Here is a 13,721-nt window from a genome sequence, read left to right on the forward strand (position 1 = left end):
AATGAGCAAGGAACTTTTGCTGGTAGTGGATGCGGTCGCCAATGAAAAGGGCGTTCCGCGTGAAGTGATCTTCGATGCGATCGAAGCAGCACTGGCGTCGGCCGCGAAGAAGCGCTATCCCGATGAGGAAGTGCTGGCGCGCGTGTCGATCGACCACAAGGACGGCACCTACGAAACCTTCCGCCGCTGGGAAGTGGTGGCCGATGACGTGGTGATGGAATCGCCTGACCGCCAGGTGCGTCTGATGGATGCCATCGACGAAGCCGAAGGCGTGGAAGTAGGCGACTACATCGAAGAGCAGATCGAAAACCCGGACTTCGGCCGTATCGCCGCACAGGCCGCCAAGCAGGTGATCGTCCAGCGCGTGCGCGAAGCCGAGCGCCAGCAGGTGGTCGATGCGTGGAAGGACCGCGTGGGCGAACTGGTCACCGGTGTGGTCAAGCGCGCCGAGCGCGGCAACATCTATGTGGACCTGGGCGGCAACGCCGAGGCCTTCATTCCGAAGGACAAGGGCATTCCGCGCGACGTGCTGCGCGCTGGCGACCGCGTGCGCGGTTACCTGGCCGAAGTCCGTTCGGAACCGCGTGGTCCGCAGCTGTTCATCAGCCGCGCCGCGCCGGAATTCATGATCGAGCTGTTCAAGCTTGAAGTGCCGGAAGTGGGCCAGGGCCTGGTCGAGATCAAGGCCTGTGCACGCGACCCGGGCGACCGCGCGAAGATCGCCGTGCTCGCCCACGATTCGCGTACCGATCCGATCGGCGCCTGCATCGGCATGCGCGGCTCGCGCGTGCAGGCCGTGTCCAACGAGCTCAATGGCGAGCGCGTGGACATCGTGCTGTGGAACGACAACCCCGCCAACTTCGTCATCAATGCGATGGCGCCGGCGGAAGTGCAGTCCATCATCGTCGATGAAGACAAGCACTCGATGGACCTGGCCGTGGCGGAAGATCGCCTGGCCCAGGCGATCGGCAAGGGCGGCCAGAACGTGCGCCTGGCCAGCCGCCTGACCGGCTGGCAGCTCAATGTGATGACCCAGGACCAGGTGACCGCCAAGTCCGAGGCAGAGCAGGGCGCTGCCCGCCAGCTGTTCATCGACAAGCTGGAAGTGGATGAAGAAATCGCCGGCATCCTGGTGTCCGAAGGTTTCGGCACCGTGGAAGAAATTGCCTACGTCCCGGTCGGCGAACTGCTGGCCGTGGAAGGCTTCGACGAAGACATCGTCGAAGAGCTGCGTGCCCGTGCCCGCGACGCGCTGCTCAACGAAGCGCTGGCGGTGGAAGAGGGTATGGAAGACGGTTCGCCGTCCGAAGACCTGCTCGCCCTGGAAGGCATGGACGAGGCAACCGCCTACGCCCTGGCCAGCCATGGCGTGCGTACCAGTGAGGACCTGTCGGACCTGGCCGCCGACGAGATCCTCGAGTTCGGCATCGAGGACATGGATCAGGAGCGCGCCGTCGCCCTTGTCCTTGCCGCCCGAGCCGAGGAGATCGCCCGCCTGGAGCGCGGCGAATGAGCCAGCGATGAACAGTGCCCTGACCCGATCAGGGCTTAGACTCCGCGCTGCCTTCGCCCGTTTCGGAGGAGCGCCAACCAGATCATAGGATCCGAATGTCGCAGCAAACCACCATCCGCAAGCTTGCCGAACTGGTCAATACGCCGGTCGAAAAACTGCTTGAACAACTTGCCGGAGCGGGCATGAAGTTCAGCGGTCCCGACCAGGTCGTGACCAGCGCCGAGAAGGTGAAGCTCCTGGGCTTCCTTCGTCGTTCGCATGGCAAGGCAGAGCAGCCCGTCGAGAACGCCGACGACGCCGCCAAGAAGATCACCCTGAACCGTCGCAAGGTGCAGGAAGTGACCGTCAGCGCCGGCCGCAGCAAGACCACCGTCAACGTGGAAGTGCGCCAGAAGCGCACCTACGCCAAGGACGCCAGTGGCAAGGCGATGACGCCGGATGAGGAGCGCGCCGACATCCTGCGCAAGCTGGAGGAATCCCGCCAGCGCAATCTGGACGAACAGCGCGCACTGGCCGAGAAGGACCGTGCGCGCGACGAAGAAATCGCACGCAAGCGCCAGGAAGAAATCGACGCGAAGGAACGCGCCGAAGCCGAGCGCAAGGCGGCTGAAGCTGCTGCCGAAGCGGCCAAGAATGCACCGCCGGCCCCGGTGGCTGCGGCTGCTCGCCCGGCTGCCAGCGAAGCGCCGGCCCGTGCCGCGCGTCCGTCCGCGCCGTCGCCGGCCCGTCCGGCTGCACGTGCAGACGACCGCAACTCGAACAACAACAACAACAACCGCCCGGGCGCCAAGCGCGACGACGATGGTGGCAACCGGTTCGCCGGCCAGCTGCATCTGTCGGCCGCCGACCGCGCGCGTCGCGGCAACAACAGCAACTCGCGCGGTCGTCCGACCGGGCGCGTGCAGCACGGCGGTCGCCGCGACAGCAACCAGTCGCGCAGCGGCGGTGGTGCCCATGGTTTCGAACGGCCGGTCGCACCGATCGTGCGTGACGTGACCATCGGCGACACCATCACCGTGGCCGACCTGGCCCAGAAGCTGGCCGTCAAGGGCGGCGATGTGGTCAAGGCGCTGTTCAAGATGGGCGTGATGGCCACCATCACCCAGACCATCGACCATGACACCGCCGCGCTGGTGACCGAAGAACTCGGCCACAACGTGATCCGTGCCAACACCAACGACGCCGAAGACGCGCTGCTGGCGTTGAACGAGGGTGAGCAGAGCCAGCCGGTGGCACGTCCGCCGGTGGTGACCATCATGGGTCACGTCGACCACGGCAAGACCTCGCTGCTGGATTACATCCGCCGCACCAAGGTCGCCACGGGCGAAGCCGGTGGCATCACCCAGCACATCGGTGCGTACCACGTTGAAACGCCGAAGGGCGTCATCAGCTTCCTGGATACCCCGGGCCACGCCGCGTTTACCTCGATGCGTGCCCGCGGTGCCAAGTTAACCGACATCGTGGTCCTGGTGGTGGCCGCCGACGACGGCGTGATGCCGCAGACCAAGGAAGCGATCCAGCACGCCCGCTCCGCCGGTGTGCCGCTGATCGTGGCCATCAACAAGATCGACAAGTCCGGTGCCGACCCGATGCGGGTCAAGAACGAGCTGCTCACCGAGCAGGTCGTGTCCGAAGACTTCGGTGGTGACACCCAGATGGTCGAAATCTCGGCCAAGGCTGGTCTCGGTATCGACGACCTGCTGGACGCGATTTCGATCCAGGCCGAACTGCTGGAACTGAAGGCGCCGGCCGAAGGCCGCGCCAGCGGCGTGGTCATCGAGTCCTCGCTGGACAAGGGCCGTGGCCCGATCGCCACCGTGCTGGTGCAGCAGGGTTCGCTGAAGAAGGGCGACTACCTGGTCTGCGGTATCCAGTACGGCCGCGTGCGCGCCCTGTTCGACGAAACCGGCAAGCAGCCCGACCAGGCTGGCCCGTCGATTCCGGTGCAGGTGCTGGGTCTGTCCGGCGTGCCGGACGCAGGCGACGACTTCGTCGTGGTCGAGGACGAGCGCCTGGCCAAGGACGTCGCGCAGCAGCGCGAAACCAAGCGCCGTGAATCGCGCCTGGTGCAGTCTGCCGGCAGCCGCATGGAAGACATCATGGCGACCCTGGGCAAGGGCGATGGCCAGCAGGTGCTGAACCTGGTGATCAAGGCCGACGTGCAGGGTTCGGTGCAGGCGCTGAGCCAGGCACTGGTGGCGCTGTCCAACGACGATATCCGCATCAACGTGATCAGCTCCGGCGTGGGCGGCATCACCGAGTCGGACGCCAACTCGGCCGTGGCCTCCAAGGCCACCGTCATCGGCTTCAACGTGCGTGCGGACGCTTCGGCGCGGCGCATCATTGAATCCAACGGCGTTGACCTGCGTTACTTCTCGATCATCTATGACGTGATCGATCAGGTGAAGCAGGTGGCCTCCGGTCTGCTCGGCGTGGAAATCCGCGAAGAGATCATCGGTATCGCGCAGGTCCGCGACGTGTTCCGCAGCTCGAAGTTCGGTGCGGTCGCTGGCTGCATGATCATCGAAGGCACGGTCAAGCGCAGCAAGCCGATCCGCGTCCTGCGCGACAGCGTGGTGGTGTTCGAAGGCGAACTGGAATCGCTGCGCCGCTTCAAGGAAAACGTCGAGGAAGTCCGCAACGGTACCGAATGCGGTATCGGCGTGAAGGCTTACAACGATGTGAAGCCGGGTGACCAGATCGAGTGCTTCGAGCGTATCGAAGTGCCGCGCACCCTGTAATGTGGAACGGGGCCCGACCCACGGTCGGGCCCTTCCGTAAACCGTAACCCCATTCAAAGAGTTCCTCGTGCCGAAAACCTTCCATCGAACCGACCGTGTTTCCGCCCAGATCCGCCGTGAGCTGGGTACGCTCGTGCACAACCTGGTGCGCGTGCACGGCTTGCCTTCGGTGAGCGTTTCCGACGTGGAAATCACCCGTGACATGGCCCATGCCAAGATCTTCGTCACCGCGTTGATGCCGGAACGTTCGGCCGAAGCGATGAAGGGCCTGAAGGAACTGGCCTGGGAACTGCGCATGGACCTGGCCAAGGCCATGAAGCTGCGCCACGTCCCGGAGCTGCACTTCCACTACGACGATTCGGTCGACCGTGGCGAGCGCATCGACAACATCCTGCGCGAGCTGCCCGACACTGTCGCGGCCGAGAAAAGCCGCGAGGCCGACGCCGAAGACGGCGACGGCAGCGACACCAAGCCCGAATAAGAACAACAGCCCGAAAGGGCTGTTGTCACGTAGAGACACGCCATGCGTGTCCGCGACCAATCCCGGCGGAACCTCATGCCCAAAATCATCTTCCGTCGCCTGGACGGCATCCTGCTGCTCGACAAGCCCACCGGCATGAGCTCCAACGCCGCGCTGCAGGTGGCGCGCCGCCTGTTCCGCGCCGAGAAGGGCGGCCACACCGGCAGCCTGGACCCGCTGGCGACCGGCCTGCTGCCGCTGTGCTTCGGCGAAGCCACCAAGATCGCCGGCCTGCTGCTGGGTGCGGCCAAGGCCTACGACGCCGAGGTGGTGTTGGGCCAGACCACCGATACCGACGATTCCGACGGCATCGTGCTGCTCGAGCGCCCTGTTCCGGCGATCAGTCGTGCGCAGCTGGACGCCGCACTGGCGCCCCTGACGGGCCAGATACGACAGCGCGCACCGATCTATTCGGCGCTCAAGCAGGGCGGTGAACCGCTTTACATGAAGGCGCGCCGGGGCGAGACCATCGAAGCGCCCGAGCGCGATGTCGAGGTCCATTCCATTGAAGTGCTGGACCAGCAGTCCACCCGACTGCGCCTGCGCGTGACCTGCGGTTCAGGCACGTACATCCGCAGCCTGGCGCGCGACCTCGGTGAGACCCTGGGCTGCGGGGCGCACATCGCCGGCCTGCGGCGGCTGTGGGTGGACCCGTTCCGCGACGCCCCCATGGTCACCCTCGACACCCTGCGCGCGTTGGCGGAGCAGGGCGACGAGGCCGCCATGGAGGCCCTGCTGCTGCCGCTGGGTGCCGGGCTGGCGGGCTATCCGCAGGTCGAGCTGGATGCTGAACAGGCACCGCGTTTCAGCGTGGGCCAGCGCCTGCGCGATCCGGCCTGGGCGCAGGGCACCGTCGCCGTATACGGCCCGGAGGCCCGCATCCTGGGGCTCGGGGAGGTCGACGAGACCGGCCGGCTGTCCCCGCAGCGGTGTTTCAACCTGTGAGCCCGGCCACCCGGCGCTTGTTCCGGGGGGCCATGACCGTTACAATTTCGCGGCCTTTTCAGGCTTGTCCGCATTCTGCGGATTCATCCTTTCGTTAACGGCGAGTCGCGCGGTACGTCAATGGGACGTTTCTGCGGGCCACGCATCCAAGAGAAAACACCACCATGTCCGTCGACACCCAGAAAGTCATTGAAGACAACAAGCGCAGCGCCACCGACACCGGCTCGCCGGAAGTCCAGGTCGCCCTGCTGACCGCCCGCATCGAACTGCTGACCGGCCACTTCAAGACCCACAAGAAGGATCACCACAGCCGCCGCGGTCTGCTGCAGATGGTCAACCGCCGCCGCAGCCTGCTGGACTATCTGAAGAAGAAAGACGGCGTGCGTTACAAGGCCCTGATCGAAAAGCTCGGCCTGCGTCGCTAAGCAAGAATCCCCACCGCGGCGCAGGAATGCGCCGCGGTTTTGTTTTGGCAGTACCGCATCAAACGCCAGGACCGGACTTCCGGTCACCCGTCGGCGGCAAGGGTCGCCCGCGGTCCATTCGAAGACAGCATTTCCCCAAGGACATCCCCCGTGGCAAAAATCACCAAAACCTTCCAGTACGGCAAGCACACCGTCACGCTTGAAACCGGCGAAATCGCCCGTCAGGCCGGTGGCGCCGTCATCGTCAAGTTCGACGACACCGTGCTGCTGGTCTCCGCCGTGGCTGCCAAGAGCGCGCGTGAGGGCCAGGACTTCTTCCCGCTGACCTGTGACTATCAGGAGAAGTTCTACGCCGGTGGCCGTATCCCGGGTGGCTTCTTCAAGCGCGAAGGCCGCGCGACCGAAAAAGAGACGCTGATTTCGCGCCTGATCGATCGCCCGATCCGTCCGCTGTTCCCGGAAGACTACAAGAACGAAGTGCAGATCATCGCCACCGTGATGTCGCTGAACCCGGACATCGATGGCGACATCGCCGCCCTGATCGGCGCCTCGGCAGCCCTGTCGCTGGCCGGCACCCCGTTCAAGGGTCCGATCGCCGCTGCCAAGGTCGGTTACAAGAACGGTGAGTACATCCTCAACCCGACCGTGACCGAACTGAAGGATTCGGAGCTGGAGCTGGTTGTGGCCGGTACCGCCAACGCCGTGCTGATGGTCGAATCCGAAGCCGCGCTGCTGTCCGAAGACGTGATGCTGGGCGCCGTGACCTTCGGTCACCGCGAAATGCAGAAGGTCATCAACGCCATCAACGAGCTGACCGTGGAAGCCGGCACCAAGCCGTCGACCTGGGTCGCCCCGGCCAAGAACGACGTGCTGATCAGCGCCCTGCAGGAAGCCATCGGCCCGCGTCTGGGCGAAGCCTTCCAGGTGCGCGACAAGCTGCAGCGCCGTGACGCCATCTCGGCGATCAAGAAGGACGTGGTCGAGTCGCTGGCTGGCCGCGTGGCCGCTGAAGGCTGGAACCCGGCCGAGCTGTCGAAGGAATTCGGCGAGCTGGAATACAGCACCATGCGCAACTCGGTGCTCGACACCAAGGTCCGCATCGACGGCCGTGCGCTGGACACCGTCCGCCCGATCGCCGTGAAGACCGGCATCCTGCCGCGCGTCCACGGTTCCTCGCTGTTCACCCGCGGTGAAACGCAGGCCATCGTGACCATCACCCTGGGCACCGCCCGTGATGGCCAGGTCATCGATGCCGTGTCCGGTGAGTACAAGGACAACTTCCTGTTCCATTACAACTTCCCCCCGTACTCGGTGGGTGAGACCGGCCGCATGATGGGCCCGAAGCGTCGCGAAATCGGCCACGGCCGCCTCGCCAAGCGCGGCGTGCTGGCAGTGATGCCGTCGCTGGAAGCCTTCCCGTACACCATCCGCGTGGTCTCGGAAATCACCGAATCCAACGGCTCCTCGTCGATGGCCTCGGTCTGCGGCTCGTCGCTGGCCCTGATGGACGCCGGCGTGCCGGTCAAGTCGCCGGTGGCCGGTATCGCCATGGGTCTGGTCAAGGAAGGCGAGCGCTTCGTCGTCCTGTCCGACATCCTGGGTGACGAAGATCACCTGGGCGACATGGACTTCAAGGTCGCCGGTACCGCTGAGGGCATCTCCGCCCTGCAGATGGACATCAAGATCGAAGGCATCACCGAAGAGATCATGAAGCAGGCACTGCAGCAGGCCAAGGCTGGCCGTCTGCACATCCTGGGCGAAATGGCCCACGGCCTGACCGCTCCGCGTCAGGAGCTGTCGGACTACGCGCCGCGCCTGCTGACCATCAAGATCCACCCGGACAAGATCCGCGAAGTGATCGGCAAGGGTGGTTCCACCATCCAGGCCATCACCAAGGAAACCGGCACCCAGATCGACATCCAGGATGACGGCACCATCGTCATCGCCTCGGTCAACGCCATCGCTGCGCAGGCTGCCAAGGCCCGCATCGAGCAGATCACCTCGGACGTCGAGCCGGGCCGCATCTACGAAGGCAAGGTCGCCAAGATCATGGACTTCGGTGCGTTCGTCACCATCCTGCCGGGCAAGGACGGCCTGGTCCACGTCTCGCAGATCTCCAGCGAGCGCGTCGAAAAGGTCGGCGACAAGCTGAAGGAAGGCGATGTGGTCAAGGTCAAGGTGCTGGAAGTCGACAAGCAGGGCCGTATTCGCCTGTCGATGAAGGCCGTCGAGGAAGGCGAAGGCGCCTCGGCCGAGTAATCCGCCAACGGCGAATTACGACGGTAGGTGACGACTGTAGTGACGACTGTTAGTCGTCACTCCTTCAAGAAAAAAACGGGCCCAGGCCCGTTTTTTTTTACTTTTGATTTTGATCCTGATCTTGATCCTGATCATCATCATCCTCGTCCTCAAACCCGCGCCACCACACCGAGCCCTCGGCAGGCCCCTCAGCCTCGACCTCCCGGCTCTCGATCGCATCCACCCGTCGCCCGGGCCCAGCGGCCACCCAATCGGCCAGCAGGCGTTCCACCGCCGCCTTGCCCTGCGCCCCAATCCCCAGCTGCCGCTCCGCCTGCCAGTCATCGTTGCCGGCGTCGGCGTCGCCCTTCGGGTGTTCCTGCAGATGCGCCACGCCATAGCTGCAGCGCAGGCACAGATGCCGGATCGAATGCGTCCAGTCTTCCACGAAGCCGATGCCCGGCAGTTCCGCCGCTTCCAGCGCTTCCTTGTCTTCCACGGTCGGGCACTGCACGAACGCCACATAGGTACGGTGGTCCGAGCGCTGCAGCGTCTGCAGCACGTTGAAGACCGGATAGGTGCGGTCCCCGGACACGCGTTCGCCGGTCTTGGCGCCGTCGTGCAGCACGATGTCGAACAACCGGTGCCCGCTCTCGGGTAGCGGCACGTTCAACAACCGCGCGCGCACCACGTCGATGCGGCGCGCGTACACCGTCTCGCCAGTGCCCCACGGATTGAGCCGCACCGCGACCATGCCGAAATCGGACTCGATCGGGCCATCGCCCTCGGGAATGGTGATGCCGCACTGCGCCCACTGCCGTCGGGCCTCGGCCCAGTCGCCCATTGCCGTTGCCGCAATGCCGGCATTCCAGGCGGAGGCTTCGTCGAATTCTTCCTCAACCTGTTGCGCGCGCAGGTTGTGCTCCAGCGACGCCGGCCAGTCGCGCAGGTACTTGTGCGCCAGCCCACGCATGTAGTGCAGATAGGCGACATTGGGTCGGTGCACTGTCAGTTCGCCAAACAGTGCGCTGGCCTGGTGCAGGTCGCCGTTGTCGAAGGTGGCGTAGGCGCGGTCGTACAGCGCCCTGATCGCAGCCTTGTCGGGGGATTCAACCGGATCGTCCATGGTCATCGCATGCGGGAAAGATATGCACACGATAGCTGGGCTGCTTGCCGTCACGCCACCGCCTCTGGTCACATGCGGGTCGGTACGTGACCGCCGCAGCCGCCGCAGACATGTCCGCCGGACAGATTCACAGGACATCCGGCCGCGACGTCTCGCGCCTTGCTAACGTTGCCGCAATCTTCGTTGCTGGAGTCGCCATGTCCCGTCTGTTTGCTTCCCTGCTGGGGGCCGCCATCGCGGTCGCGCTCCCGCTCGCCAGCCCTGCCGCAACGCCGTCGAACGCCGTGATCGGCGCCTATTACCCCGGCGGCTCGGCCGAGCGCTACCCGGTGTCCGCGATTCCCGCCGATACGCTGACGCACCTGTTCTACGCGTTCGCCCGCATCGATGCGGGCAAGTGCGTGGTCGATGCGAATGCGCCGGCGCACTTCAAGGCACTGGCGGCGTTGAAGCGCGAACACCCGCATCTGCACACCATGATCTCCATCGGCGGCTGGAACGCCGGCGGGTTCTCCGACGCCGCGCTCACTGCGCAGAGCCGCGAACGCTTCGTGCGCTCCTGCGTGGCGCTGTTCTTCGAACAGCATCGCGGCAGTTTCGACGGCGTGGATATCGACTGGGAATTCCCGGTCTCCGGCGGCCCGCTGGAGATCACCGACCGTCCTGAAGACCGCCACAACATGACCCTGCTGGTGCAGGAGTTCCGCAAGCAGCTGGACGCCCTCGACGGCGGTCGCGGCCCGCACCGGCTGCTCACCGCCGCGCTGCCGGCCGGCCGCGTGCAGACCGATGGTCCATACGATCCCGCGCTCAGCTATGAGCTGAAGGAACTGGGCAGGGCGCTCGATTTCATCAACCTGATGAGCTACGACATGGGCACCGGCTTCTCCAAGGTGTCCACCTTCAACGCGCCGCTGCGCGAGGTGCCGCAGGACCCGCTGGCCCCGGAACAGCGCCGCTGGAACAGCGTGGAAGGCGCCGTGCAGTACTACCGCCAGCACGGCGTGCCGGATGACAAGCTCGTGCTCGGCGTGCCGTTCTACGGACGCGGCTTCAAGGTCACCACCGAATCTGCCGATGGCCTGTATCAGCCCTACAGCGCGCCGTTCGATGCGGGCGATTGGCGCCGGATCCAGCGTGAGTTCCTCGACAAGCCGGGTTGGCAGCGGCATTGGCATCCGGTGGCACAGAGCCCGTGGCTGTACAACGCGGCGGAGAAGGTCTTCATCAGCTATGAAGACCCGACCTCGATCGCGCTGCGCGCGGACTACGCCAAGGCCCAGGAACTGCGCGGCGTGTTCACCTGGGAACTGACCGGCGACGACGACCAGGCCAGCCTGTTGAAGGCCATGGCCGCACCGTTCAAGTAACGCTGACCGCACGCTGATTGCACCCCGGGGTTGCTGGGGTGTAACGCCCCGGGCGGGCCTGCACTATGCTTGCCGGCATGACGAGCGTTCAGCTGCTGGATCTGCACATCGACCGCGCCTCGCAACAGGTGCGGCGTGGCGACCAGCTGTTGCCGGTGAGCGGGCTCAGCTGGCGGCTGCTGGACTGCCTGCTGGAGCACGGCACCGACGTGGTCGACTTCGACACGCTGGCCCAGCAAGTGTGGGCGCCGGCGGTGGTGGGCGAGGATGCCATCAGCCAGCGGGTGAAACTGCTGCGCCAGGCCTTGGGCGATGACAGCCGCCAGCCGCGCTACGTGCGTTCCGTGCGCGGTCGTGGTTACCAGTTATGCGCGCCAGTACAGCCGTTCGAAGCGCCGACAGTGGCTACAGCGCCTGCGACAGTCACCGAGGCGCCGCGGCGCAACCGTCACCGCCGCTGGGTCTGGCTGGCCGCAGGCGTGGCGGTTGCCGGCGCCGTCGTCGCCGTGATCGTTGGGCGGCCGGACAGCGTGCCGCACTCACCGGCGGATCCGGTGCTGCAACGCGCCGCGTATTACGCCGGCATCGGTCAGGCCAGCAACAACGAACGGGCAATCGTGCTGTACCGCCAGGCGCTGCAGATCGATCCGGATTCCAGCGCGGCGCGCCGTGGCCTCGCGCGCGCCCTTGCGGCCGACGCCTGCCTGTTCAACGGCAAGCCCGATAACGCGCAGGAAGCGCTGCTGCTGGCGGGGCAGGTGCTGCAGGCCGCGCCGGACGATGCCGCTGCGCATGCGCTGCGCGGCTACGCTCATGATTGTCTGGGTGCCATGCCGCAGGCGATTGCCGATTATGAGCAGGCACTGCTGCGCGATCCCGACGACGAGCGCACCCGCGCCTCGCTGGCGTACCTGCAGCAGGAGCAGGGCCACCTTGCGCAGGCGCTCAAGGCCAACCTCAGTCTTCGCGCGCCCGAGCGGATCCGCTTCCGCGACGTGCAGGTCGCGCGCGAACTGGAGCTGCTCGGCTTCACCGACGCCGCCGCACGACGGCATGCGCGCAATTTCCAGCTGTACCCGGACAACGTCTTCAGCAACATCGCGTGGCCGCGCGCCCTGATGAACATGGGCGAGCGCGACAAGGCGCAGCAGGCGCTGGAGCAGGCACTCGCTCGCGGCACCCCGCACCCGCAGCTGCAGCGGCTGCAGGGCGAACTGCTGTTGATGAGCGGCGACCCGCAGGGGGCGGCGGAGGCCTTCGAGCGCGGGCGTCTGCTGCGTCCGCTGCAGTCGTTGGGGCGGACCCTGGCCGGCCTGCACCAGGGGGGCGGCACGCCCGCCCCGGAATGGATCGCCGGCCGCTTGTACACGGTGAGCGGGCAGGCCGACGACGGCTGGCCGGATGCGGCCCTGGAGCGGGCGCTGCTGCACCAGGCGCAGGGCGATGCCGATGCCGCGGTCGCCGACCTGAACCGCGCGGTCGATGCGGGATTCCGCGATGCGGCGTGGTTGCGCGTCACGCCGCTGTTCCTCCCGCTGCGGCAGGCGCCCGGTTGGGAGCGCCTGCTGGCCCGGATCGATACGGACGTGGCCGCGCAACGGGCGCAGGTGCTGGCAGCGACCTGGCGCCCGACCGACCTGGACGGCCTCAGCGCAGCGCCGGCAACAGGAACTCGGTAAGCACGCGGCGCGACTGCGGATGGGCGTAGTTGCGGTTGTAGGCGCGGCTGGTGACCACCGCAACCAACTTCTTCTCCGGCATCACGAACACATAGTTGCCGCCATTGCCGGACATCGCCCACACCGTGGTTTCCTTGCCGTCCACCGGCAGCTTCAGGCCCCACCACTGGTAGCCGTAGTCGCTGCCGTCATCGGTCTGCGCCTGCGGGCGGATCATGGCGGCAACGTAGGCGGCGGGGACCAGCTGCTTGCCCTGCCAGCGGCCGCGGTCCAGCACCAGTTCGCCCAGCCGGGCCAGGTCACGGCTGCGGTAGCGCGTGCCGCCGCCGCCCATGCCGATGCCTTCGGGGGAGCGGTTCCAGTGGCTGTTGGCGATGCCCAGCGGGCGTTCCAGCGCCTGCGCGGCGTAGTCGGCCAGCGGCATCTTCGTGGCCCGTTCCACCACCGCGCCCAACACGAACGAATTGGCCGTGCAGTAGGCATGCGCGCGGCCGTGCGGGCTGTCCTCGGGCCGGGTCATCCACGGCGCGAAGCCCTTGACCGGCAGCGACAGCGCGAAGTCCAGCCAGCGCTCGGTGACATACATGCGCTCTTCGTTGCCGCTGGAGAACTGGTTCTGGTCATCGCACTCCCACAGGCTGCTCATGGTGAGCAGGTCTTCCACCGTGGTGCCGAGCAGGCGCGGGTCGACAGTGTGCTGCGCGGTGAATTCGGGGAAGTAGTCATACACGCGCGCCTGCACGCCGGGCAGGTGGCCGTCGCCGATCGCCGCGCCGACCAGCAGGGCGGTCACGCTCTTGCTGGCCGAACGCACATCGTTCAGGGTCTGCGCATCGGCGCCGTTGAAGTAGTGCTCGTAGGCCACCGTGCCGTCGACCAGCAGCAGCACGCTGGTGACCTGCTTGATGTCCTCCTTGGCGATGGCCGCCTCGAGCGCGGCGAGCGGGGCGGGGTCCAGCCGCGCCGGCGCCGCCACGGCGGCGAGGGGCAGGCAGGTGGCGAGGGACAGGATCAGGGCGGGGAAACTCAGTGCAGTTCGACGCATGGGTGGAGCTCCTTGGGTGAGGGGCCCACTACGCCAGCAGCGCATCTGAAGTGCTGGAAAAACGCCTGAAGATTTCTGAAACCGCCCGGTAGAGCCACGCCATGCGTGGCTCTACGCCC

10 protein-coding genes are annotated in these 13,721 nt (G+C 66.2%); 8 read left to right on the top strand and 2 right to left on the bottom strand.

Annotation, left to right across the window (positions count from 1 at the left end; all coding sequences use genetic code 11):
• Position 1 precedes the first annotated feature (1 nt).
• The 6 genes from nusA (at position 2) to pnp (ending at position 8,403) form a co-directional block, all read left to right on the top strand.
• Entirely contained in the window at positions 2-1,513 is a 1,512-nt protein-coding gene (gene nusA, locus ACOZHM_RS17425; RefSeq protein WP_421570581.1) for a transcription termination factor NusA, read from the top strand.
• A 95-nt stretch (positions 1,514-1,608) separates the two neighbouring features.
• On the top strand, positions 1,609-4,254 hold the full coding sequence (gene infB / locus ACOZHM_RS17430) for a translation initiation factor IF-2 (protein ID WP_421570583.1): 2,646 nt from the start codon (positions 1,609-1,611) through the stop codon (positions 4,252-4,254).
• 67 nt (positions 4,255-4,321) lie between these two features.
• Complete coding sequence (gene rbfA, locus ACOZHM_RS17435) at positions 4,322-4,735, top strand: 30S ribosome-binding factor RbfA (RefSeq protein WP_421570584.1); 414 nt, start codon at positions 4,322-4,324, stop codon at positions 4,733-4,735.
• Positions 4,736-4,810: 75 nt separating this feature from the next.
• On the top strand, positions 4,811-5,719 hold the full coding sequence (gene truB / locus ACOZHM_RS17440; RefSeq protein ID WP_421570585.1) for a tRNA pseudouridine(55) synthase TruB: 909 nt from the start codon (positions 4,811-4,813) through the stop codon (positions 5,717-5,719).
• Between the two features lie 164 nt (positions 5,720-5,883).
• On the top strand, positions 5,884-6,144 hold the full coding sequence (gene rpsO, locus ACOZHM_RS17445; RefSeq protein ID WP_421570586.1) for a 30S ribosomal protein S15: 261 nt from the start codon (positions 5,884-5,886) through the stop codon (positions 6,142-6,144).
• A gap of 150 nt (positions 6,145-6,294) precedes the next feature.
• Positions 6,295-8,403 carry a polyribonucleotide nucleotidyltransferase gene (gene pnp, locus ACOZHM_RS17450; RefSeq protein WP_068853377.1) on the top strand — a complete coding sequence of 703 codons (2,109 nt, stop codon included), beginning with the start codon at positions 6,295-6,297 and terminating at the stop codon, positions 8,401-8,403.
• 97 nt (positions 8,404-8,500) lie between these two features.
• On the opposite strand, the gene ACOZHM_RS17455 is transcribed toward pnp, so the two are convergent.
• Positions 8,501-9,508 (bottom strand): hypothetical protein, encoded by a 1,008-nt coding sequence (locus ACOZHM_RS17455; RefSeq protein WP_421570587.1) that lies wholly within the window; start codon positions 9,506-9,508, stop codon positions 8,501-8,503.
• 197 nt (positions 9,509-9,705) lie between these two features.
• Here ACOZHM_RS17455 and ACOZHM_RS17460 point away from each other — a divergent pair, with 197 nt between their 5' ends.
• Positions 9,706-10,878: a glycoside hydrolase family 18 protein gene (locus ACOZHM_RS17460; RefSeq protein ID WP_421570588.1), complete on the top strand. Its 1,173-nt coding sequence runs from the start codon at positions 9,706-9,708 to the stop codon at positions 10,876-10,878.
• Between the two features lie 77 nt (positions 10,879-10,955).
• Entirely contained in the window at positions 10,956-12,557 is a 1,602-nt protein-coding gene (locus tag ACOZHM_RS17465) for a tetratricopeptide repeat protein (protein WP_421570589.1), read from the top strand.
• Here the strand turns inward: ACOZHM_RS17465 and ACOZHM_RS17470 are convergent.
• Complete coding sequence (locus ACOZHM_RS17470) at positions 12,526-13,602, bottom strand: serine hydrolase domain-containing protein (RefSeq protein WP_421570590.1); 1,077 nt, start codon at positions 13,600-13,602, stop codon at positions 12,526-12,528. The genes ACOZHM_RS17465 and ACOZHM_RS17470 overlap by 32 nt on opposite strands.
• Between the last annotated feature and the right edge of the window lie 119 nt (positions 13,603-13,721).

The organism is Stenotrophomonas sp. PD6 (assembly GCF_049199305.1).
Classification (GTDB): domain Bacteria; phylum Pseudomonadota; class Gammaproteobacteria; order Xanthomonadales; family Xanthomonadaceae; genus Stenotrophomonas.